The following is a 21,452-nucleotide window of genomic DNA, read 5'->3' on the forward strand; positions in this document are numbered from 1 at the left end:
GCGTCACCTGCCGGGTGTCGTAGGGACCGGCTCGCCGGATGTCCGGGGCGGGGTGCCCCGGGGTGCGTCGTCGGCCGGGGAGCCGGTGGGCGCACCCCCGGCCGTGGGCGCCCCGACGCCGCCCATCGGGGACTGCCGCCCGGACGCGGTGGCCTCGCCGGTGACACCGCGCACGGTGCCGGCGGGGTCGAGGAAGAGCGGGCTGCCGCCGGGCACCATGCCGAGCCCGCGGGCCCGCCGCTCCAGCGCGTACGGTGCGGAGGCGTTGTCCACGTCCCGCTGCAGGGCCTGTTCCTCGTCGGTGAGGTCAGTGGTCTGCTTCTTGAGGTCGCTGAGCCGGAACGACCCCTCGTTGAGCGCGGAGTTCAGCAGCAGGAGGCTGATCAGACCCCCGCCGAGGAGCAGCACGACCAGCAGGACGAAGGGGGTCCGGGCCGCGGAGCCGGCCCCGGAGGGCATCAGCTGGGCGAGCCGCGCGGCCCGCCCCCTCAACTGCTTGGCCGGTCCGCTCACGGAGCGTCCTCCCTGATGCGCCGGGCCCCCCGCAGCCGGGCCGGGGCCGCCCGCCGGTTCTCGGCGATCTCCTCCTCCGTGGGGAGTTCGGCGCCGCGGGTGAGCAGTTCGAGACGGGGCTGGTAGCGCTCGGGAACCACGGGCAGCCCCGGCGGGGCACTGCTGGCGGCGCCCGCCGCGAAGACCTGCTTGACCAGGCGGTCCTCCAGCGAGTGGTACGAGAGCACGGCGATGCGGCCGCCCACCGCGAGGCTCGCCACGGCCGCGGGGACGGCCCTCTCCAGGATGGCGAGTTCACCGTTGACCTCGATGCGCAGCGCCTGGAAGGTGCGTTTGGCGGGGTTGCCGCCGGTGCGCTTGGCGGCTTGCGGGAGAGCGTCGCGGATCAGCTCCACGAGCCGGGCGCTGTGGCTGAAGGGCCGCTTCTCGCGCTCCTTGACGATGGCCGACACGATGCGCTTGGCCTGCTTCTCCTCACCGTACGCGCGCAGGATCCGCACCAGTTCGCCGGGCGGGTAGGTGTTGAGGACCTCGGCGGCGCTGACACCGGCCGTCTGGTCCATGCGCATGTCGAGCGGGGCGTCCTGGGCGTAGGCGAAGCCGCGGTCGGACTCGTCGAGTTGCATGGAGGAGACGCCGAGGTCGAAGAGGACGCCCTGGACGCGCTCCACGCCGAGACGGGCGAGGACGTCGGGCAGTTCGTCGTACACGGCGTGCACGAGCGTGGCCCGGTCGCCGTACGGGGCGAGCCGCTCGGCCGAGAGCCGCAGCGCCTCCTGGTCCCGGTCGAGCGCGATCAGCCGGGCGGAGGGGAAGGTGGCGAGCAGTGCCTCGCTGTGCCCGCCGAGGCCGAGGGTGCAGTCCACGACGACCGCGCCGGGCTCGGCGAGGGCGGGGGCCAGCAGGTCCAGGCAGCGCTGGAGCATGACGGGCACGTGACGGACCTGGTTCATCACGGGCGCACCCCCGGGGCGGGTACGAGGCTCGCGCGGAGCGGGCCGGGCCGTGTCCGGGAAGTCCCGCCGGCCCGGCGGATCGCCGCGGGGCGGTGCCGGGGTCCGTGGGCGGTGGCGCGGGCGCGCCGGCGCCCGCCCGCCGTACCGGACGGGCCGGGCGTGCCTTCCGTACGGCGCTGCGCGGGCGCGCGGCCTTCCGTGACTCGCTCGCTGCGCTCGCTCATGCGCCCTCTCAGGATCCGGCGCGGCCGTCCGTGCGGCCGGGTCCCCGCCCGCTCAGAAGGGGAGTGGTCCGCCGTCGCCGGAAAGGGCGTCGGCCGACCGCCGAGCGGGAGGAGGCCGAGCCGCACGTAGGGCCGCGACACGCGGGAATGTCCGGGATGCGTCGGGTTGCGTTCGGGGTGTGTCCGTGAACTTCGCGCCACTTTAGTCCACTCGTCCGTCCGGTCAATCAACCGGCCAGCGCGTCGCCCGGGTCACGCCCCACTCGACCGCGAACGGCACATTTCACCCGTTCGACACCGCCTGCGCCACCCGTGTGGACTACCTCACACCCCGTGACGTTGACGCTCCTTGTGCCGCCTTCGTCCCGTTCCCCGGCAGCCCTCGGCGCCCCGCGACCATTACCGTCGTGGGTATGCCGACTTCCGCACACCTTCCCACCGACTCCGACGGATCCCCCGCCGGCCCCGCCAGGACCGGCGGGACGGTCACCGACCGACTCGTCGAGGCGAACCAGCACTACGCCGCCGACTTCACCGACCCCGGGATGGACGCGCGGCCCGTGCTGCGCGTCGCCGTGGTCGCCTGCATGGACGCGCGACTCGACCTGCACGACGCGCTCGGGCTCTCGCTCGGCGACTGCCACACCATCCGCAACGCGGGCGGCGTGGTCACGGACGACGTCATCCGCTCCCTCACCATCAGCCAGCGGGCGCTGGGCACCCGCAGCGTGGTCCTCATCCACCACACCGGCTGCGGTCTGGAGAGCCTCACCGAGGACTTCCGGCACGAGCTGGAGATGGAGGTCGGCCAGCGGCCCTCCTGGGCCGTCGAGGCGTTCCGCGACGTGGACCAGGACGTCCGGCAGTCGATGCGGCGGGTACGGACCTCGCCGTTCCTCCCCCACACCGATGACGTCCGCGGCTTCGTCTTCGATGTGAAGACGGGCCTGCTGCGGGAGATCGAAGCGGCGGACTGACCTTCGCCGGAACCGCGCTCACGCCCGCCCGGAACGTTTCGCGCACGTCCCGCCGACGGCCTCGACCGCGCACCGGCGGAGCCTCGGCCGCGCGCCGGCGGAGCCACGGCCGCGCCCTGGCGGGGTGCTCGCGCCCACCACGCCGGGGCGCCCCTTCACAGCCGTCGAGGGCCGGTTTCCCGCCTCATCAAGGCCAGAAAAACCGCAATACCGGCATAACGCACCCAGTTATCCACAGGCGAGTGACACGAAGCGGTAACGGCAACAAGAATGCAGCTGTGACAACGCCCCGGACGCGTCCGGGTGGACGGGCGGGCGGTGTCCGTGTTCTGGGTGGGCCGGGCCGTCTGACGGAGCCTCGGCCCGGGGAAAGGGCCGAGGAGGGCCGGTGACGACCTATGACGATCGTGCGAGCCGCACAGATCTGACCGCCACTGCGGAGCGTGTCCGCACATCGGTGGAGGGTGTGATCGAGGGCAAGCCCGAGGTCGTACGGCTTTCGCTGACCGTACTGCTCGCCGAGGGACATCTGCTGATCGAAGATGTTCCCGGTGTGGGCAAGACCATGCTGGCCAAGGCGCTGGCCCGTTCCATCGACTCGTCGGTGCGGCGGATCCAGTTCACCCCCGACCTGCTGCCGTCGGACATCACGGGTGTGTCGATCTATGACCAGCAGCGGCAGGACTTCGAGTTCAAACCGGGCGCGATCTTCGCCCAGATCGTGATCGGCGACGAGATCAACCGCGCCTCCCCCAAGACCCAGTCGGCACTGCTGGAGTCCATGGAGGAGCGTCAGGTCACCATCGACGGGCAGTCGTACGAGCTGCCCAGCCCGTTCATGGTGGTGGCCACGCAGAATCCGGTGGAGATGGAGGGTACGTATCCGCTGCCGGAGGCGCAGCGCGACCGCTTCATGGCCCGGGTGTCGATGGGCTATCCCAGCGCGGAGGCCGAGGTGCAGATGCTGGATCTGCACGGCGGCGTGTCCCCGCTGGACGACCTCCAGCCGGTGGCCCACGCGGCCGACATCGTGAAGCTGATCGACGAGGTGCGCGCGGTCCATGTGGCCGCCTCCGTGCGCAGATACGTGGTCGAGCTGGTCGGCGCGACCCGTAACCACCCGGACCTCCGGCTCGGTGCGTCCCCGCGCGCGACGCTCCACCTGATGCGGGCCGCCAAGGCCGCGGCCGCGCTGGCCGGCCGGGAGTACGCGCTGCCCGACGACGTGCAGTCCCTGGCGGTGGCGGTGCTCGCGCACCGGCTGCTGCCGACGGCCCAGGCCCAGCTGAACCGCCGCACGCCCGAGGAGGTGGTGCGGGAGATCCTCGGGCGCACGCCCGTGCCCACGGCGGACGGCGGCCGGGCCCCGGGGCCGGGACGCGTGCCGGGGCCGCATGTCTACGGCCGGCAGCCCGGCGCGCGGCGGCTGTGATGGAGGCCGGCGGGCCGTGGCGCCCGGAGGGCCCGCACGGCGCGGAACGCGGCGGGGAGCGCCGGGGAGAAGGGGACAGGGAAGAGGCAGGAGAAGGGCGCGGGAACAGGGACACGGGCGGGCCGCGGGCCGCGCTGTCCGGACTGACCACGCGCGGCCGGTCGTTCCTCGCCGCGGGCGTCGCCGCGGGGGTCTGCGCCTATGTGCTCGGCCAGTCCGACCTGCTGCGGGTGGGCCTGCTGCTGGCCGCCCTGCCCCTGATCTGTGTCGCGGTCCTGTACCGCACGCGCTACCGGGTCACCGGCAGCCGGCGACTGTACCCCTCGCGGGTGCCGGCCGGTTCCGAGGCGCGCGTCCACCTGCGGATGGACAACGTGACGCGGATGCCCACCGGGCTGCTGATGCTCCAGGACCACGTGCCCTACGTCCTCGGCCCCCGGCCCCGCTTCGTCCTGGACCGGGTGGAGCCGGGCGGCCGCCGGGAGGTGTCCTACCGGGTCCGTTCCGACCTGCGCGGGCGGTACCCGCTCGGACCGCTCCAGCTCCGGCTGAGCGATCCGTTCGGGATGTGCGAGCTGACCCGCTCGTTCAGCGCGTACGACACGCTGACCGTCATCCCGCGCACCGAACCGCTGCCCCCGGTGCCGCTCGTGGGCGAGTCCGCGGGCTACGGCGACGGGCGGCAGAGTTCGCTGGCGCTGGCGGGCGAGGACGACGTGATCCCCCGCGGCTACCGCTACGGCGACGACCTGCGCCGGGTGCACTGGCGCTCCACGGCCCGCTACGGCGAGCTGATGGTGCGGCGCGAGGAGCAGCAGCAGCGGTCGGGGTGCACGGTGCTGCTGGACACCCGGCGCGTCGCCTACGCGGGAGCGGGCCCCGGTTCCGCCTTCGAATGGGCGGTGTCGGGCGCGGCCTCCACGCTGGTGCACATGCTGGAACGGGGCTTCGCGGTCCGGTTGTTGACCGACACCGGCAGCTCCGTACCGGGCGAGGGGGCGGGCGGCTTCGGCGGGGCGACCCCCGAGTCCGCCGATTCGGCCGGGCTGATGATGGACACCCTCGCGGTGGTCGACCACTCCGGGGAGGACTCCCTCTCCCGCGCCTACGACGTCCTGCGCGGCGGTGCGGAGGGGCTGCTGGTCGCCTTCTTCGGCGACCTGGACGAGGAGCAGACCGTGGTGGCGGCGCGGATGCGGCAGCGCTGTGCCGCCGCCGTCGCGTTCGTGCTCGACAGTGCCGACTGGGTGCGGGGCTCCGCACCGGACGACCGGGCCGAGGACCGGCTGCGGCGGCTGCGCGAGGCCGGCTGGACGGCGGTCGCCGTGCCCTCGGGGGCGGCCCTGCCCGACCTGTGGCGCCAGGCCGCACGGCAGCGCTCGGAATCGGCGGTCACCGGCGCCGCGTCGGCTTTCACCGGAGGATGGTCATGAGCGGTCCGGGACGGCTGGCCCTGTGCGCCTTCGCCGCCACCCTGATGGCGGCGGGCTCGCTGGTGCCGCTGGTCGACAGGGGCGACTGGCTGGTGCGGGCCGCCTTCATGCTGGCGGTCCTGGGCGCGGTCGGCGCGCTGGCGCGGCGGGTGCCGCTCGCCCGGCCGCTGACCGTGGCGCTGCAGGCCATGACCGTGCTGCTGATGCTCACCATGGTCTTCGCCCGCGACGAGGCGCCGCTCGGTTTCCTGCCGTCCCCGGGTGCCTTCCAGGAGCTCGGCGAGTTGCTGACGGCGGGCGGCCAGGACGTCGGGCGCTATGCGATACCGGCGCCGGCGACCGACGGCATCGAGCTGATGCTGATCGGCGGCGTCCTGGTCATCGGGCTCGCGGTGGACGCCCTCGCGGTGACCTTCCGCAGCGCGGCGCCGGCCGGGCTGCCGCTGCTCGCGCTCTACTCGGTCGCCTCGGGGCTGTCGGGCGGGGCCGGGGGCCGGCTGTGGTTCCTGCTGGCGGCCGGCGGCTACCTGCTGCTCCTGCTGGCCGAGGGCCGGGACCGGCTCTCCCAGTGGGGCCGGGTGTTCGGCGCCCCGGCGCGGGAGCCGGGCCGCTTCGCGGTCTTCGCCGGCTCGCCCCGGCGCGCTCCGGTCCGCACCGGCCGCAGGATCGGGGTGGTGGCGCTGGGCGTCGCGCTGGCCGTCCCGGCGGCCCTGCCGTCCCTGGACGGCGGACTGCTGGCGAACGCGGGCCGGTCGGGCGGCTCGGGGCTGGGCGGCGGAGGCACCATCTCCGCGGTCAATCCCCTGGTCTCGCTCCAGAACAACCTGAACCAGCCGGAGAACCGGGAGGCCCTGACCTACCGGACCAACGCGCGGGACACCCAGAACCTGTACCTGCGGATCATGGCACTGGACAAGTTCGACGGGACGTCCTGGCGGTTCTCCCAGCGCAAGGTGGAGGACGTGCCGGACCGGCTGCCCGGCGCGTCCGGGCTGGGCCCCGGCGTCGGCACCGAGGAGATATCGACCAGCATCTCGGCCGCGGGCTGGTACCGGCAGAACTACCTCCCGATGCCCTATCCGGCGACGCGGGTGCGGATCGACGGCCGCTGGCGCTTCGAGCCCGAGGGCCGGACGCTGGTGGGCGACCGCGGGCAGTCCACGCAGGGCGCGACGTACAAGGTCGACAGCCTGCTGGTGAACCCGACGAGCGAGCAGCTCGCCTCGGCGCCGCCGCCCCCCGCCGACCTGCTGGAGGAGTACACACGGGTCCCGGCCGGCCTGCCGGGTGTGGTGCGGTCGACGGCCCTGGACGTCACCGAAGGCGCGGCGAACAACTACGAAAGGGCCGTCAGGCTCCAGGACTGGTTCGCGCTGGACGGCGGTTTCACGTACGACACCGAGGTGGACTCGGGCACGGGCATCACCGCGATCACCCGCTTCCTGGAGAGGAAGGAGGGATTCTGCGTCCACTTCTCCTTCACGATGGCCGCGATGGCCCGCACGCTGGGCATACCGGCGCGGGTCGCCGTGGGCTTCACCCCGGGCACGCCCAAGCCGGACGGCAGCATGTCGGTCGGTCTGCGGGACGCGCACGCCTGGCCGGAGCTGTACTTCGAAGGGGTCGGCTGGACCCGCTTCGAGCCGACGCCGAGCCGGGGCAGCGCGCCCGACTACACCCGTCCCGAGACGCCGACGGACACGCCGAGCGCGGAGAGCGGCGCGGAGACCGACCCGGCCGAGACGCCGTCGGCCGAGCCGTCCGGCTCGCCGAGCTGCCCGGCGGACTCCGGGCGGCCGGAGGCGTGCGGCAGCGCCGCGCCGGGTGCGGCCCCGCCGCCCTCGGATCCGGGCTTCCCGTTCGGGACGGTGCTGCTGAGCGTTCTGGGAGCGCTGGTCGTGATCACGTTGCCGCTGCTGCCACTGCTGTGGCGGACCAGGGCCAGGGCCCGCCGCCTGGGCTCCGGCGGCCGGACGAGCGCGGCCACCGCCGACACCGCGGCCCGGACGCTGGCTGCCTGGCAGGAGATCACCGACACCGCCTGGGACCACGGCATCCCGCCCGACGACGCGCTCACCCCCCGCAAGGCGGCGGACCGGCTGGTACGGCTGGGCCGGCTGGAGGGGGACGCCGCGCAGGCGGTGCACCGGGTGGCGGGCTCCGTCGAGCAGGTGCTGTACGCGCCGGAACCCCGCCCGGCGCCCGGCCTGGCGGACGACGCCCGGCGCGTCCGCGAGGCCATGGCGTCCTCCGTTCCCCGCCGGGCCCGCCTGCGGGCGCTGTTCGTCCCGCGCTCGGCCGTACGGGTGATCTGGTCCGCCTCGGAGCGGTGGCAGGCACTCACGGCCCGCCTCCGGGACGTCCGCCTGTCGCTGCCGCGCAGGCTGCCGGGGGCGCGCTGAGGTGTGTGGAGGACGCGTGGCCGCGGGACGCGCTCGCGGCTGTCGGTTCCCCTCCCGGCGCTTTCTTCCGTGAACCGGGCCCGGGACCGGCTCCGGGCCCGGTTCCGGCGGCCCGGTCCCGGAGCCCGGAGCCGGTCCCGGTACGTTGGGATTCGCGGCGGTGCACGCCTGGCCGGGCACGACCCGGACACGGCTGAGGGGCGAACGCGTCACGCGCTCGCCCCTCAGCCGTGGCTCACTGGCCCTGTTCGTCCCGGCGGCGCTGCCACCGCTGCTCGATCCGGTTCATCACCGAGCCCCGCTGCCCCCGTGGTCGGCGGCCACCGGCCTGTGGTCCGCCCGAGGACTGCTGCTCGCCCGGCTTCGGCGCCTTGCGCCAGCCGGTGACCGCAAGGACCGCGCAGCCCAGCATGACGAGGAACCCCACCACACTGATCCAGATCTGCTGGGCGACCATTCCGGCCATGAGGAGCGCGATTCCCACCAGGAAGCCTGCGACCGCCTGATAGACCCGTCGCCGGGTGTATGTACGCAGCCCGCTTCCCTCAAGCGCTGTCGCGAACTTGGGATCTTCGGCGTACAGCGCTCGCTCCATTTGCTCGAGCATTCGCTGCTCGTGCTCCGAGAGCGGCACGGAGTCCTCCTCGTCGTCGGTCGCGGGGGGCGACCGGTATGCGGCCCCTTCAAGGATAGGCAGGGATTCGCCCCCGTGAAACCCGCCCTCAATGCCATTCAGTCAATCCGGGCCGCCATGTCGGTTCGGCCGTTGAAGCGTTGATTCCCCAACCGTCGAACCGTCATGCCGGACGGCGTACCCCGATCATACGGCGCCCGGCGCGTCGCCGGGGGGCCTGTGGCGCACTCCATGTGCGGTCGCGACGCTGATCAGCCACCCTATGGCCTTTTCGGCCGCCTTTGGGAAGCCTTGGGCGGCCGTCTCTCGGCCACCGGCCCGGGACGGGCCGGAGCCATGCAGCGGGCTCCGGTCAGCTCCGCTTCTCGCCCAGTACGTGCAGTTGTGTGGCGACGGACTGGAACGCGGGCAGTTCGGCCGCCGCCTCCTCCAGCCGCAACAGGGCGTCCAGGGCACCGGGCTGGGTGTCCACCAGGCCGCCGGGGACCAGGTCGGAGAAAACCCGGACGCCGTGCACCGCCTCGACGGCCGCCCCGGCGTCGCCGACCAGGTCCGTGAGTTGATCGGCCGTGAAGCGCCGCGGAACGGGATCGCCCGCGCCCCAGCGGCCCGCCGGGTCCGCCAGGGCCTGCCGCGCCTCGGCGAAGTGTCCCGCCAGCGCCCTGGCCAGCACCGCGCCGCCCAGGCCCGCGGCGAGCAGGCTGAGCGCCCCGGCCGGCCGCAGCGCGTCCACCGCGTTCCGCAGGCCCTCGGCCGGATCGTCCACGTACTCCAGCACCCCGTGGCACAGCACGGCGTCGAACCCGCCGCGCCCGACCACCTCGAAGAGGCCGCGGATGTCACCCTGCACCCCCCGGACGCGGTCGGCCACCCCGGCCTCGGCCGCCCGGCGCTCCAGCGCGAACAGCGCGTTGGGGCTGGGGTCCACGACGGTCACCCGGTGCCCCAGCCGGGCGACGGGCACGGCGAAGTTGCCCGTGCCGCCCCCCGTGTCGAGCACGTCGAGGACCGCGGTCCCGGCGGTCTTGACCCGGCGGTCGAGGGCGGCCTCGAGGACCTCCCAGACCACGGCCGTACGCAGGGGGCCGCGAGGGCGGGAGGGCGTGTCCCCGCCGAAAGCCGCCGCGGCGCCCGAAGCACCCGAGACGCCCGACGTACCCGAGGCGCCGGAAGCGCCGGTGGACCCGGAAGACGCGGAAGCACTGGGGACGCCGGAAGCACCGGAAACGGGGGAAGGGTCCGACACGGCAGTGACTCCTTGGCGCGGTGCCGCCCCGGGCGCCCGGGGCGGTGGAACTGTGCGGGCTCGTCACCACCCTATTGCCTCGGCCTTCCCTCCTGGTCAACGGCCGCGTCCCGCCGAGCCGCCCGGCCACCTCCCTCCCCAGCCGGGCCGGCCGGGTCAGCCGGCCGCGTCACCCCGCTCCGCCGGGCCCGGGCGGCGCGGCGGCGCCCCGCGCTCGCCGGAACCACCGCGCGGCCGGGGCAGGGCCGGCTCCGGCGCCAGCATCCGCTCCACCAGCCGCAGGAACATGGCCGCCGAACGCAGCAGGTCGTCCGCGTCGCGCCCCGTCGCCGCGCCCCGGATGCCCGCCTCCGCGCGCGCCCTGCGCTCGGCGCCCGCGGCGAACAGGGCGCTCCACTCGGTCAGCTCCGGCGCGATCTCGGGCAGGACCTCCCACGCGCTCCTGATGCGCCGCCGCCGCGTGGCCGGCTCGGGCCGGCCCCGGGCCGCGAGCACGGCGGCGGCGGTGCGGAGGGCGGCGAGATGGGCGGTGGCATAGCGCTCGTTCGGCACGTCCAGTCCCCCGGCCTCGGCCAGCCCGGCCCGCGCCTTGGCGAGCAGGTCGAGGGCGGCGGGCGGCGCCGTGGCACGGCGCTGGACGGGGTGGACGTCGTTCGGCGGTCCGATCAGTGCGGGGGCAGGGCCGTCGGTACGGCGGCGACGCGCGGCGCCGGGGTAGGTGCCGGCCATGACGGAACCTCCTGTCGTCGTGTGACGGCGCTGTGGCCGTGTGTGTCCATCGTGCGGGCCGCCACTGACAATCGGCTCCGACCAGGGCCTTTGCCTCGAACACCGACACGGGTTAGTTTTTGCACTGACTAGTCAGTACAGTTATTGCATGAGCCGGGGAGGTCCCGTGGGCGATCGGAACAGCGAGGGAAACGGCGGGAACGACGCACCCGACGCACCCGACGCACCCGCCGGAACCGACGCACCCGACTGTGCCGGCGGCCGCGGGGACGGCGGGCGCCACGGACACCCCGGGGACGGGGACCCCGCGCCGGCCGCGGCCGCCGGCCTCACCGGGACGGCCGCCGGTCTCACCGCGGAGGACCTCGGGGTGAAGGGCCCGCGCGGCTGGGTGTTCCGCCATCTGCGGTTCGAGGCCGCGCCCGGCGCGCTCGTCGCCGTCGAGGGCGACCCCGGCTCCGGTCGCACCTGTCTCCTGCTGACCCTCACCGGCCGGATGCGCCCCACCGAGGGCCGCGCCCGGGTCGGCGGGGCGGCCCTCCCCCGGGCCATGGGGTCCGTGCGCCGCTTCAGCGCTCTCGGTCCCGTGCCCGGGGTCAACGACCTCGACCCCGCGCTGACCGTCGCCGAGCACCTGCGCGAACGCGAGCTCCTGCGGAGCCGTTTCGGCGGCTCGCCCCGCGCCCTGCTGCGCCCCCGCGCGGAGCGGGCCGCCGAGGCCCGGCGCCGGGTCTCGGCCGCGCTGACCACCGCCGGTCTCGACACCGACGCCCTGCCCAAGGGCGAGCGCACCCACGTGCGCGACCTGGAACGTCTGGAGGCGCTGCGCCTCTCCGTGGCCCTGGCGCTGATCGGCGGTCCCCGGCTGCTCGCCGTGGACGACGTCGGCCCGGGCCTCTCCGACACCGGCCGCGCCGAAGCCTGGCGGCTCCTGCGCGCGGTCGCCGACGGCGGCACGACCGTCGTCGCCGCGTGCGGCGGGACGGCCCCCGAGGAGGCGGACACCGTCATCCGGCTCAGGACGGCGCGCAGGGCACGCACAGCACCGCCGGCACCGCCGGCCGGCCGAGCGGAACCGGACCACCCGACCCCACGGACACAGGAGGACACGGCCGATGCGCTCGCCGAAGCTCGCCGCGCTTGAGCTCAAGCGGTTCGGCAGGGGAAGACTGCCGCGCGCCGCGCTCGTCGCCGTCACCCTGCTGCCCCTGCTCTACGGCGCGCTCTACCTGTGGTCCTTCTGGGACCCGTACGGCCGTCTCGACCGGATCCCCGTCGCCCTCGTGAACGACGACGAGGGTGCCACGGCCGACGGCCGGAAGATCGCCGCCGGCGACGAGATCACCCGGGGTCTCCTCGACAGCAAGGTGTTCGCCTGGCACGAGGTCGACGCGGCCGAGGCCCGCCGGGGCGTGGAGGACGGCTCGTACTACCTCTCCCTGACCATGCCGGCCGACCTCAGCCGGCGCATCGCCTCGAGCTCCGGCGACGCGCCCGGCACCGGCGCGCTCCAGGTCCGCACGAACGACGCCAACAACTACATCGTCGGCCAGATATCCCGGACCGTGTTCGCCGAGGTGCGCACCGCCGCGTCGACCGACGCCTCGCGTTCCTTCCTGGACAGGATCTTCATCTCCTTCTCCGACATCCATGACGCCACCGAGCGCGCCGCCAAGGGCGCCGACCGGCTGGAGCGCGGCATCGGTGAGGCGAAGAAGGGATCGAAGGACCTCACGGCCGGACTGCGGACCGCCAAGGACGGCAGCGGCGACCTGGCGGACGGGCTGACCAGGCTGGACGAGGGCGCGGCCGGCCTCAGGACCGGCTCCCGGCAGGTCGCGGACGGCACCCAGGAACTCGCCGACAAGGTGGGCGCGGTGGCGGGCGGCATCCGTCCGTACCTCAAGGACAACGGCAAGGCGGTCGGCGACTCGGCCCGGTTCGTCGCGGACTCCGCGCAGGCGGTACGGGACGACCTCGACCGCCTCGTGACGTCCGCGCCCACCGTCGCCGCCGAGGCGCGCCGGGCCTCCGACGACGTGAACTCCGTCTACGAGACGCGCTGCGAGGCCCGTACCGGCGAGACGGAGACGAGCGGGACGGCCGACGCGACGGCCGGTGCCTCGGCGTCCGGGACGAGCGGCCCCGGCACGGCAACCGTCCCGGAACCGGACCCGGACTCGGCCCCCGGCGCCTCGGCCGCCCCTTCGCCCGATGCCCCCGCCACCCCCGGCGGCCCCACCGATCCCACCGGTCCGGCCGCCCCCACCGTCTGCGCCTCCCTCGAACGTGCCAGGAACGCCGCCGCGTCCGTGGCCGACGTCGCCGGTGACATCAACTCCCTGGTCCAGGACAACAGCGGCGACCTCGGGAAGCTCGACGGTCGGCTCGCCACACTGAAGCGGCAGGCGACCGCGCTCGCCGAACGCGCGCCCCACCTGGACGAGGATCTGGAGACGGCCGTCACCAAGATCAACACTCTCAACGCGGGCGCCCACCGGGTCGCCGAGGGCGCCGAGCGGGTGCACACCGGCCTGAGCGACGCGCGGAAGGGCTCCGCCTCGCTCGACACCGGCATCGGTGACCTCTCGTCCGGCGCCATCTCCCTCGACGGCGGCCTGTTCAAGCTCGCCGACGGCTCGACCGAACTGGCCGGCGGCCTGAACGACGGTGTGGACAAGATCCCCGACTACGACCGGCGGGAGCGGGACCGCCGTACGGACGTGATGGCCGACCCCGTCCGGCTCGCGTCCCGTTCCCTGCACGCGGCGCCCAACTACGGCACCGGTTTCGCCCCCTACTTCATCCCGCTCTCCCTCTGGGTGGGCGCGATGGTGGCGTACATGCTGATCCAGCCGCTCAACCGGCGTGCCCTGGCCGCCGGTGCCGCCGCCTGGCGGATCGCCCTGGCCGGCTGGCTGCCCGTCGCGGCGATCGGACTGCTCCAGGCCGGCGCGCTGCTGTCCGTGCTGCACTGGGCGATCGGCCTGGAGTTCGCCAGGGCCGCCGGGACCGTCGGCTTCCTCGCCCTGGTCACCTGCTGTTTCACGGCGATCGTCCAGTGGCTGAACGCGCGGTTCGGACCGGCGGGCCGGATCCTGGTCCTCGCCCTGCTGATGCTCCAGCTCACCTCGGCCGGAGGCACCTATCCCGTGCAGACGAGCCCGGGGTTCTTCGCCGCCGTCCACCCCTTCCTGCCGATGAGTCATGTGGTGGAGGCCCTGCGCAGGCTCATCACGGGCGGCGGGACGGGGCCGGTCTGGCAGGCCTGCGCCGTACTCGCCGCGTTCACCCCGGGCGCGCTGGCGCTGACCGCCCTGTCGGCCCGCCGCAAGCAGGTGTGGACGGTGGACCGGCTGCATCCGGAGCTGAGCCTGTGAGGGCCGGTGGCCGGATCACCGGCGCGCGGAGCGGCGACCTGTGACAATCATCGCCATGGACAGCAGCAGCACCCGCCGCCAGGCCACCCGGCAGAAGCTCTACGAGGCCGCCGTGACCCTGATCGCCGAACAGGGCTTCTCGGCCACGACGGTGGACGAGATCGCCGAGCGGGCCGGGGTCGCCAAGGGCACGGTCTACTACAACTTCAAGAGCAAGACGGAGCTCTTCGAGGAACTGCTGCGGCACGGTGTCGGTCTGCTCACCTCGTCCCTGAGGGAAGCCGCCGAGGCGACGGCGGAGCGGGGCGACACCCGGGTCGACGCGCTCGACGCGATGATCAGGGCGGGGCTCGTCTTCATCGACCGGTATCCGGCGTTCACCCAGCTGTACGTGGCCGAGCTGTGGCGGACCAACCGGGCCTGGCAGTCCACGCTCCTGGTGGTGCGTCAGCAGGCCGTGGCCGTCGTGGAGACCGTGCTGCGGGAGGCCGTCGAGGGCGGCGAGCTGAGCGACGAGATCGACATCCCGCTGACGGCCGCCGCGCTGGTGGGGATGGTGCTGGTGGCGGCCCTGGACTGGCAGGCGTTCCAGCCGGAACGGTCGATGGACGACGTCCACGCGGCGCTGTCGCGGCTGCTGCACGGACGGGTCGGCGGCCGCTGAGACGACGAAAAGACGCCGGCCCGGTGAAGCTCAATCCCCCTGAGCCTCACCGGGCCGACGCGCACCCCCGTTCCGTCGGGGGAACCGCACCGTTCCGCCGCCCCGTGTCGGCGGTGCCGGTGCCGCGCCCCTTCCGTGGTCTCCACTCTCCCGTCCGCGCGGGCCGGCTCCCATCCGCGCTGCTACTCATCTCGCCCCCTAGGTACGGGTACTCACCCCTCCGTACTCCGCCCCGGTCCCGGCGGACAGTCTCCTGGCCGGCGGACAGTAGAGTTTCCGGCCATGGCACGGATTGCGGTGATCGGCGCCGGGATGGGCGCCATGGCGGCGGCCGCCCGGCTGGCCGTGGCAGGCCACCGGGTGACGGTGTACGAGCGGACGGCGACGTACGGCGGTTCGCTGGGCAGGTTCGAGCGGGACGGTTTCGTCTTCGACACCGGTCCGGGACTGCTGCACCTGCCGGCGGTCTACCGCGACCTGTTCGTCAAGACCGGCAAGGAGCCCCTGGAGCGGTGCGTCCGGCTGGAGCAGGTCGATCCGGCGAGCCGCCACGTCTTCGCCGACGGTACGGACCTGAGCCTGCCCAACGCGTCGCGCGGCGGCGTGGTCGCGGCCCTGGACGCGGCGCTCGGCGCCGGGGCCGGCGAGCGGTGGGGCGCGTTCCTCAACCGGGCCGGGGACGCCTGGGACCGTTCGCGCCGGCCGCTGCTGGAGGAGCCGCTGCGGGCGGACCTGGAGGCGCTCGGCCGGGACCCGTATCCGGCGCCGCGACGGCGCAGGCTCCTGCGCCCCGCCCGGCGGGCGTCGACGGTCGCGGAGGTCGGTGCCTGGGAACTGGCCGATCCCCGGCTCGCCGCTCTGCTGGGGTGGTACGCCCTGAGCTACGGGCTCGACCCACGGCGCGCACCGGCGAGCGCGGCCGTCCTGCCGTATCTGGAGCAGACCTTCGGCAGCTGGTATGTCCGGGGCGGCATGCGGGAGTTGGCGCGCGCGCTGTACGAGAGGTGCCTGGCGCGCAAGGTCGAGTTCGTCTTCGACGCCGAGGTGGCCCGGATCGTCGAGAAGGACGGCACGGTCACCGGCGTCGAGTTGGCGGACGGCACGGCCGCGGCGGCCGACCGGGTGGTCGCGGGGATCGCGCCGGGACGGCTGCTGGAGCGCGCGCCGTACGGCGAGGGGGACGACGTGGCGCCGCGCGTACCGCCGCCCGGCGCGGCCGGCGAAGTCGGCCCCGTACCCGGGCGGTTCACCGTTCTGCTGGCCCTGCGCGGCGCCCGTGAGGCCGGTGCGGCCCACCGTACGGTGGTGCACTCCCCCGACACGGACGGCGAGGCGGCAGAGGTCTTCGCGGGCCGGCCCGCCGGTCGGCCCACCGTCACGGTGCTGCGGCCCGACGACCCGGGCACGCGCCCCGAGGGCCATGAGGCGGTCACGCTCACCGCGACCGTCGCGCCGCACGGCGCCGCCGGTTCCGCGAGTGCCGCCGGTCCCGCCGGTTCCGCGGGCGGGGGCGGCTCCGTCGACTGGACCGACGCCGCGCTGCGGGAGAGTTACGCGGACGTGCTGGTGGCGGCCGCCGGAGCGGCCGTGCCCGGTCTGGCGGAGCGGCTGCTGTGGCGGGAGGTCGGGACACCCGCCGACACGGCGGCGCGGACGGGCGCCGACGGCGGTTCGGTGCCGGCGCCCGCGCTGGCGGGGGCGGGCGGCCGGCTGCTGCACCGGGCGAACTCGCCTGCCGGGCCTGCCGGGCTTTATCTCGCGGGCGGCTGGGCGCATCCGGGCGGCGGGCTCGCCCACGCGGGGATGTCGGGCGCGCTGGTGGCGGGCCTGATCGTCGAGGGAGCGGACTTCCGCGGCTCGCGATGAGCACTGCCCCGGGCGGGCGGGCCTCCTGACGGCCCGTCTGCCGACAGAGCCCGTCAGTCCGCCGGGCGAGCCGGGTGGTCAGCACCCCGTCGGCACCGCGGATGCACGGGGCGCCGTCGGCACCGCGGATGCCGGGACGCCCGTCGGCGCCGCGGGTGTCCGGACGCCGTCAGTACCGCGGGTTGTTGTTCCGGTCGTCGTAACCGTTGTCGCCGTTGCCGTATCCGGGCTGCTGGGGCTGTCCGTAGGGCGTCCGCGGCGGCTGGTCCCCGGTGGCGGTGGGGTCCGAGTCCCGCTGGTGCGGGACCCAGACACCGCCGGGCGGGGTGTCACGGGCGTACGGGTCCTGGCCCGGCCCCACGTAGGGGTCGGCGTACTGCTGCCGGCCGCCGAAGCTGTCGTAGGCGTCGTACGAGCCGTAGTCCTGGCCGTAGCCCTGGCCCTGGCCCTGGCTGTGATCGGCGGGGCCCCCGGGAGCGGCGTACTCGTCGGCGTACCCGCCGTACTGCTGCCGGTCCGTGCCGTAGTCGTACCGCGCCGCGTACGAGTCCTGACCGGAGTGACTGGAGTGACCGGAGGGACCGGACTGGCCCGCGTAACCGGAGTCACCGGGGTGACCGGAGTAGCCGGACGACTGGTAGCCGTCGTAACCGCCGTGGGCCTGCGCCGCATAGACGTCCTGTCCGTACGGGTCCTGGCTCCAGCCGTTCCCATAGCCGTCCCCGTAGCCGTGCGACTGCGCCTGCCCGGCCCGCGCGGCGGCCGTGTCGTCGTCACGGTAGACGCCGTACTGGCCGGTCTCGTCCGGCATCGGCTGCGGCGCGTACACGGGGGCGGCCTCCGAAGCGGCGCCCGCGGCGGCGTCGCCGTCGGCCTTGTCCGTACCGGCACCCGTGCCCGTGCCCGTGCCCGAGGCGTCCGGTAGCGACTCGAAGGCGGCCGTGGTCTCCAGCGGCGACTCCGCCTGCTCGTACTCCAGCCCCGTGACCTCCAGCGAGGGCTCACGCTCGGCGGCCTTCGCGTTCCCGCCCTTGCGGCGGCGGCTGCTGCCGCTGCCGCCCGACGGCTTGCCACCGCGGATCGCCCATCCCGTGGCGAAGCCACGGCGGAAGGAGAGCGTCACATACGTCTGGCCGACCGCGAACGCGGCCGCGCCCAGGCCGATCACATAGATCGAGGGGATCAGCACCCCGACGACCACGCCCAGGAAGCCGCCGAAGGCGAGCAGCCGCCAGCGCAGCCGCGCCTTGTACTGGAGCAGCACCTCGCCCAGCAGCCACAGCGCCACGATGCCGAACGCGATATAGAGGACCGTCCAGCCCATGTCCGCTCCTCTCATACGGCCACCGCCTCGGAGGAAGGGCGGTTACGGCCGGCTACGACTGCCGGTGCAGTCCGAGATTTTCGTAGATTTCGAGCGTCGCCGTGGAGTTGTTGAGCGTGATGAAGTGCAGGCCGGGAACGCCTTCCGAGAGCAGTTCGGCGCAGAACTCCGTCGCGAACTCGATGCCAATGGAGCGTACCGCCGCCGGATCGTCCTTGACCGAGAGGATCCGCTCCCTCAACTCCGGTGGGAACACCGCCGTGCTGAGTTGCGGGAGCCGCTCCAGCATCCTGATGCTCGTGACCGGCATGATCTCGGGAATGATCGGTGTCGCGCAACCGGCGGCGGCGACCCGGTCGCGCAGGCTCAGATAACCCGCCGGCTCGAAGAACATCTGCGTGATCGCGTAGTCCGCGCCCGCCCGGCACTTGTCGACGAAGTGCCGGATGTCGCTGTCCCAGTCGGCCGAGCGCGGATGCATCTCGGGAAAGGCCGCCACGCCGACGCAGAAGTCACCCGACTCCTTGATGAGCCTGACCAGTTCGGCGGCGTACTCGACGCCCTCCGGGTGTCTGACCCACTCGCCCATGGGGTCGCCGGGCGGGTCGCCGCGGACGGCGAGGATGTTGCGGATCCCCGCGTCGGCGTACTGCCCGACCATGTTGCGCAGTTCGGCGACGGACTGGCCGACCGCCGTGAGGTGCGCCACCGGCGTGAGGGTGGTGTCGGCGGCGATCCGCTCGGTGGCCCTGACGGTGCCCTCCCGCGTCGATCCGCCCGCGCCGTAGGTCACGGAGACGAAGCTCGGCGCCACGGCCTCGACCCTGCGCAGCGCGTTCCAGAGGTTCCGCTCGCCCTTCTCGGTCTTGGGCGCCCAGAACTCGAACGAATACGTGGTCTTCCCGGTCGCGAGAAGATCACGCACGGTCGGTGCGTGATCCGATCTGGTCGAAGCTGTGCCGAGGGCCATACGGGCAGGTTATCGAGGGTGCGGCGGCCCCCCAACCACGAGGGGCGATTTGCCGGGATCACCCGCTTTACTGTCACTCTCTGGTCACTCATTGGCCATCTACGGCTACATTGCACGAGTACCTCTACAGCACAGTAAGGACTCATCCGTTCACGCTTCGCGCATGACCGGTCAGGACGAGTCTTCCGCGCTTCGCTCAGAAGGCCGGGCGCTCCGGGTCCAGCGCCGCCACGCCTTCCGTCGGTGAGGACGCCGTCGCGAAGTGCCGGCGCGGGATACGGCCCGCTCGCCACGCCAGACGTCCTGCCTCCACCCCGTGCCGCATCGCCGCCGCCATCAGCTCGGGCTCCCGCGCCCGGGTCACGGCGGAGGCCAGCATCACCGCCGCGCAACCCAGCTCCATGGCGAGCGCCGCGTCGGACGCCGTTCCCGCGCCCGCGTCCAGGATCACCGGCACGCTCGCGTTCTCCACGATCAGCTGGAAGTTGTGCGGATTGCGGATGCCCAGTCCTGAGCCGATCGGCGAGCCCAGCGGCATGATCGCGGCACAGCCGACGTCCTGCAGTTTCCGGGCGAGCACGGGATCGTCGTTGGTGTACGGCAGGACCGTGAAGCCGTCGTCGACCAGGGTCTCCGCCGCGTCGAGCAGTTCGACGGGGTCCGGCAGCAGCGTCCGTTCGTCCGCGACGACCTCCAGCTTGATCCAGTCCGTGCCCAGCGCCTCGCGGGCCAGCCGGGCCGTGAGGACCGCCTCACCCGCGGTGAAACAGCCCGCGGTGTTGGGCAGGGCGCGGATGCCGAGCCGGTCGAGCACGGACAGCACCGAGCCCTGGACCGTGGGGTCGAGGCGGCGCAGGGCGACCGTGGTGAGCTCGGTCCCGGAGGCGGTCAGGGAACGCTCCAGCACGTCCAGGCTGGGCGCTCCGCCCGTTCCCATGATCAGCCGGGAGGTGAGGGTGGTGGTGCCGATGAGCAGCGGATCGTCCGCCATGACGGGTCAGCCTCCTTGTACGGCCGTGAGGACTTCGACGCGGTCGCCGTCGCCGAGCGGGGTGCCGGCCCAGCGGGTGCGCGGAACCACCGTCTCGTTCACGGCGGCGGCCACCCCCGAGGGCGCGGTGGTGAGGGTCGCGACCAGGTGGTCGAGGGTGGTGGCGGCGGCCAGTTCACGTGGCTCGCCGTTCACGACGACCGTGATGCCGGTCATGGGGTCTGCTCCTGTCGTGCGGACGGTACGGCGGCCCCGGACGACGCGATGGCCCCGGGCGGCGGGCCGGAAGCCCGGGGCGGCGGTGAGGCGGACGGCGATGAGGGAGACGGCGATGAGGGAGACGGCGGAAAACGGCGCGGGCTGAACGGCCGGGCCTCCTCCGGCAGCTCCCCGTCGGTCAGTACGGCGGCCATCACCTCGCCGGTGACGGGCGTGAGCAGCACCCCGTTGCGGTAGTGCCCGGTGGCCAGGTGCAGGCCCGGGAGCGCCGTCGGCCCGAGGAGCGGCGCGTTGTCCGGCGATCCGGGGCGCAGCCCGGCGCGGGTCTCGGCGAGGGGGAGTTCCGTGATGCCGGGGACCAGCTCGTGCGCGTCCCGCAGCAGCTCGTACACCCCGCCCGCGGTGACCGTCGTGTCCCAGCCGAGGTCTTCGCTGGTGGCTCCGACGACCAGTTCGCCGTTCTCGCGCGGTACGAGGTACAGGTGGCCACCGCGCACCACGGCCCGGACCGTACGGGACAGGAAGGGGGCGTACGGCGCCGGCACGGTCAGCCGTACGACCTGGCCCTTGACCGGCCGTACCGGCGGGACGACCTCCTCCGGCACGCCGTCGAGCCGGCCGCTGAGGCTGCCGCCCGCCAGCACGACCTGGTCCGCGGTGAGCACGCGTCCGCCGGCCAGGACGGCCCCCGTGGCCCGGTCCCCCGTGACGGTGAGCCGGTCGGCCCAGGCGCGGTGGAAGACCACCCCGGCCCGCTCGCACGCGGTGACCAGGGCCGTCGCCAATCGGCGGGGATCGATCTGGTGGTCCCCCGTCACCCGCACGCCGCCGCGCACCCCGGGCGCGAGCATCGGTTCCAGCCGTCGGCACTCGCGCCCGGTCAGCCACTCCGCGTCCAGCCCCAGACTCCGCTGGAAGTCGTGGAGTTCGCGCAGCTGGGCCCGGTCGTCGGCGTCGAGCGCGACGGCGAGGGTGCCACAGGCGCGGTAGCCGGTGTCCCGGCCGCTCGCCGCCTCCAGTTCGGCGACGAAGTCGGGATAGCGCTCGGCGGAGGCGAGGTTCAGGCCCAGCAGCGTCTGCTCGCCGTAGTGCGCCTCGGTGACGGGGGCGAGCATGCCGGCCGCGACCTGTGCCGCGCCGCCGCCGGGCTCCGGGTCCACGACCGCGGTCCGCAGCCCGCGCCGCGCCGCCCGCCAGGCCGTGACGAGCCCTATGATCCCGCCCCCGACGACCAGGACGTCGGAGCCGGTGGTGACGCGCGCCGACCGGCCGCCGTGCGATGACGGGGTGTCCTGCGGTGACGGGGTCTCCCGTGATGACCGGCCGCCGTGCGCCGACCCGCTGTCGTGCGATGACCGCATGGGCGTCCAGCCCCTCCCTTCGCCGGCATGACCCGGATCAGGTTCGTACGGTCGGAGGCCGCCTCAGCCTCCCTCTCAGCCCGCTGCGCCCGGGCTCCCGCGAGGTAGTGTCGTCGCCCAGGGTAACGCCC

Annotated in this window: 18 protein-coding genes and 1 riboswitch; of the genes, 8 read left to right on the forward strand and 10 right to left on the reverse strand. The window is 74.1% G+C overall.

Translation table 11 applies throughout. The features are described from left to right. Positions 1-3: 3 nt before the first annotated feature. Positions 4-513 carry a cell division protein FtsL gene (ftsL, locus tag ACU6P3_RS07950; RefSeq protein ID WP_447196507.1) on the reverse strand — a complete coding sequence of 170 codons (510 nt, stop codon included), beginning with the start codon at positions 511-513 and terminating at the stop codon, positions 4-6. Beyond that, a complete protein-coding gene (gene rsmH / locus ACU6P3_RS07955) occupies positions 510-1,466 on the reverse strand; it encodes a 16S rRNA (cytosine(1402)-N(4))-methyltransferase RsmH (RefSeq protein WP_447196508.1) in 957 nt (318 codons plus the stop codon). Before rsmH ends, ftsL begins: the two co-directional genes overlap by 4 nt. Before the next feature lie 640 nt (positions 1,467-2,106). Here rsmH and ACU6P3_RS07960 point away from each other — a divergent pair. The 4 genes from ACU6P3_RS07960 (at position 2,107) to ACU6P3_RS07975 (ending at position 7,937) form a co-directional block, all read left to right on the forward strand. Next, positions 2,107-2,670, forward strand: coding sequence for a beta-class carbonic anhydrase (locus ACU6P3_RS07960; protein ID WP_447196509.1), 564 nt, complete (start codon positions 2,107-2,109; stop codon positions 2,668-2,670). A 388-nt stretch (positions 2,671-3,058) separates the two neighbouring features. Then, the gene (locus tag ACU6P3_RS07965) at positions 3,059-4,102 is read left to right on the forward strand and encodes an AAA family ATPase (protein WP_030745826.1); all 1,044 of its coding nucleotides are present in this window, start codon (positions 3,059-3,061) and stop codon (positions 4,100-4,102) included. Next, positions 4,102-5,535, forward strand: a complete 1,434-nt coding sequence (locus ACU6P3_RS07970) for a DUF58 domain-containing protein (RefSeq protein WP_447196510.1) — start codon at positions 4,102-4,104, stop codon at positions 5,533-5,535. The genes ACU6P3_RS07965 and ACU6P3_RS07970 overlap by 1 nt, the downstream gene beginning before the upstream one ends. Next, the gene (locus ACU6P3_RS07975) at positions 5,532-7,937 is read left to right on the forward strand and encodes a transglutaminase TgpA family protein (protein WP_447196511.1); all 2,406 of its coding nucleotides are present in this window, start codon (positions 5,532-5,534) and stop codon (positions 7,935-7,937) included. Before ACU6P3_RS07970 ends, ACU6P3_RS07975 begins: the two co-directional genes overlap by 4 nt. A gap of 235 nt (positions 7,938-8,172) precedes the next feature. On the opposite strand, the gene ACU6P3_RS07980 is transcribed toward ACU6P3_RS07975, so the two are convergent. From ACU6P3_RS07980 to ACU6P3_RS07990, 3 genes are all read right to left on the reverse strand, one after another. Further along, the gene (locus tag ACU6P3_RS07980) at positions 8,173-8,571 is read right to left on the reverse strand and encodes an SCO2097 family morphological protein (protein WP_030745834.1); all 399 of its coding nucleotides are present in this window, start codon (positions 8,569-8,571) and stop codon (positions 8,173-8,175) included. Between the two features lie 352 nt (positions 8,572-8,923). Next, positions 8,924-9,652 (reverse strand): methyltransferase, encoded by a 729-nt coding sequence (locus ACU6P3_RS07985; protein WP_447197804.1) that lies wholly within the window; start codon positions 9,650-9,652, stop codon positions 8,924-8,926. 321 nt (positions 9,653-9,973) lie between these two features. Continuing rightward, positions 9,974-10,546: an SAV_6107 family HEPN domain-containing protein gene (locus ACU6P3_RS07990; RefSeq protein WP_447196512.1), complete on the reverse strand. Its 573-nt coding sequence runs from the start codon at positions 10,544-10,546 to the stop codon at positions 9,974-9,976. Between the two features lie 370 nt (positions 10,547-10,916). On the opposite strand from ACU6P3_RS07990, the gene ACU6P3_RS07995 reads away from it, so the two are divergent. The 4 genes from ACU6P3_RS07995 to ACU6P3_RS08010 all read left to right on the forward strand — a co-directional run bounded on the left by ACU6P3_RS07995 (position 10,917) and on the right by ACU6P3_RS08010 (position 16,456). Then, positions 10,917-11,690, forward strand: coding sequence for an ATP-binding cassette domain-containing protein (locus ACU6P3_RS07995; protein WP_447197805.1), 774 nt, complete (start codon positions 10,917-10,919; stop codon positions 11,688-11,690). Beyond that, positions 11,662-13,926, forward strand: a complete 2,265-nt coding sequence (locus ACU6P3_RS08000; RefSeq protein ID WP_447196513.1) for a YhgE/Pip family protein — start codon at positions 11,662-11,664, stop codon at positions 13,924-13,926. Before ACU6P3_RS07995 ends, ACU6P3_RS08000 begins: the two co-directional genes overlap by 29 nt. Before the next feature lie 55 nt (positions 13,927-13,981). Then, a complete protein-coding gene (locus tag ACU6P3_RS08005) occupies positions 13,982-14,590 on the forward strand; it encodes a TetR/AcrR family transcriptional regulator (protein ID WP_447196514.1) in 609 nt (202 codons plus the stop codon). Positions 14,591-14,872: 282 nt separating this feature from the next. Further along, positions 14,873-16,456 carry a phytoene desaturase family protein gene (locus ACU6P3_RS08010; RefSeq protein ID WP_447196515.1) on the forward strand — a complete coding sequence of 528 codons (1,584 nt, stop codon included), beginning with the start codon at positions 14,873-14,875 and terminating at the stop codon, positions 16,454-16,456. Positions 16,457-16,625: 169 nt separating this feature from the next. Here the strand turns inward: ACU6P3_RS08010 and ACU6P3_RS08015 are convergent, their stop codons facing one another. The 5 genes from ACU6P3_RS08015 to thiO form a co-directional block, all read right to left on the reverse strand. Further along, a complete protein-coding gene (locus tag ACU6P3_RS08015) occupies positions 16,626-17,780 on the reverse strand; it encodes a hypothetical protein (RefSeq protein WP_447196516.1) in 1,155 nt (384 codons plus the stop codon). A gap of 52 nt (positions 17,781-17,832) precedes the next feature. Then, positions 17,833-18,750, reverse strand: coding sequence for a methylenetetrahydrofolate reductase [NAD(P)H] (gene metF / locus ACU6P3_RS08020; RefSeq protein ID WP_051764925.1), 918 nt, complete (start codon positions 18,748-18,750; stop codon positions 17,833-17,835). A gap of 196 nt (positions 18,751-18,946) precedes the next feature. Continuing rightward, a complete protein-coding gene (locus ACU6P3_RS08025) occupies positions 18,947-19,741 on the reverse strand; it encodes a thiazole synthase (RefSeq protein WP_447196517.1) in 795 nt (264 codons plus the stop codon). Between the two features lie 6 nt (positions 19,742-19,747). Further along, positions 19,748-19,957: a sulfur carrier protein ThiS gene (gene thiS, locus ACU6P3_RS08030; protein ID WP_030745861.1), complete on the reverse strand. Its 210-nt coding sequence runs from the start codon at positions 19,955-19,957 to the stop codon at positions 19,748-19,750. Next, positions 19,954-21,321: a glycine oxidase ThiO gene (gene thiO / locus ACU6P3_RS08035; RefSeq protein WP_447196518.1), complete on the reverse strand. Its 1,368-nt coding sequence runs from the start codon at positions 21,319-21,321 to the stop codon at positions 19,954-19,956. Before thiO ends, thiS begins: the two co-directional genes overlap by 4 nt. Beyond that, a riboswitch (TPP riboswitch) is annotated at positions 21,319-21,432 on the reverse strand. (Overlaps the previous gene by 3 nt.) Between the last annotated feature and the right edge of the window lie 20 nt (positions 21,433-21,452).

It is taken from the genome of Streptomyces hebeiensis, assembly GCF_052983195.1.

Excerpts from the sequence above, each read along its gene's own strand:
- ACU6P3_RS08010 (WP_447196515.1), top strand. The coding sequence starts at position 14,873 with ATGGCACGGATTGCGGTGATCGGCGCCGGGATGGGCGCCATGGCGGCG.
- rsmH (WP_447196508.1), bottom strand. The coding sequence starts at position 1,466 with ATGAACCAGGTCCGTCACGTGCCCGTCATGCTCCAGCGCTGCCTGGAC.
- ACU6P3_RS08000 (WP_447196513.1), top strand. The coding sequence starts at position 11,662 with ATGCGCTCGCCGAAGCTCGCCGCGCTTGAGCTCAAGCGGTTCGGCAGG.
- ACU6P3_RS07990 (WP_447196512.1), bottom strand. The coding sequence starts at position 10,546 with ATGGCCGGCACCTACCCCGGCGCCGCGCGTCGCCGCCGTACCGACGGC.
- thiS (WP_030745861.1), bottom strand. The coding sequence starts at position 19,957 with ATGACCGGCATCACGGTCGTCGTGAACGGCGAGCCACGTGAACTGGCC.
- ACU6P3_RS07975 (WP_447196511.1), top strand. The coding sequence starts at position 5,532 with ATGAGCGGTCCGGGACGGCTGGCCCTGTGCGCCTTCGCCGCCACCCTG.
- ACU6P3_RS08005 (WP_447196514.1), top strand. The coding sequence starts at position 13,982 with ATGGACAGCAGCAGCACCCGCCGCCAGGCCACCCGGCAGAAGCTCTAC.
- ACU6P3_RS07960 (WP_447196509.1), top strand. The coding sequence starts at position 2,107 with ATGCCGACTTCCGCACACCTTCCCACCGACTCCGACGGATCCCCCGCC.
- metF (WP_051764925.1), bottom strand. The coding sequence starts at position 18,750 with ATGGCCCTCGGCACAGCTTCGACCAGATCGGATCACGCACCGACCGTG.
- ACU6P3_RS08025 (WP_447196517.1), bottom strand. The coding sequence starts at position 19,741 with ATGGCGGACGATCCGCTGCTCATCGGCACCACCACCCTCACCTCCCGG.
- ACU6P3_RS08015 (WP_447196516.1), bottom strand. The coding sequence starts at position 17,780 with ATGGGCTGGACGGTCCTCTATATCGCGTTCGGCATCGTGGCGCTGTGG.
- thiO (WP_447196518.1), bottom strand. The coding sequence starts at position 21,321 with ATGCGGTCATCGCACGACAGCGGGTCGGCGCACGGCGGCCGGTCATCA.
- ACU6P3_RS07970 (WP_447196510.1), top strand. The coding sequence starts at position 4,102 with ATGGAGGCCGGCGGGCCGTGGCGCCCGGAGGGCCCGCACGGCGCGGAA.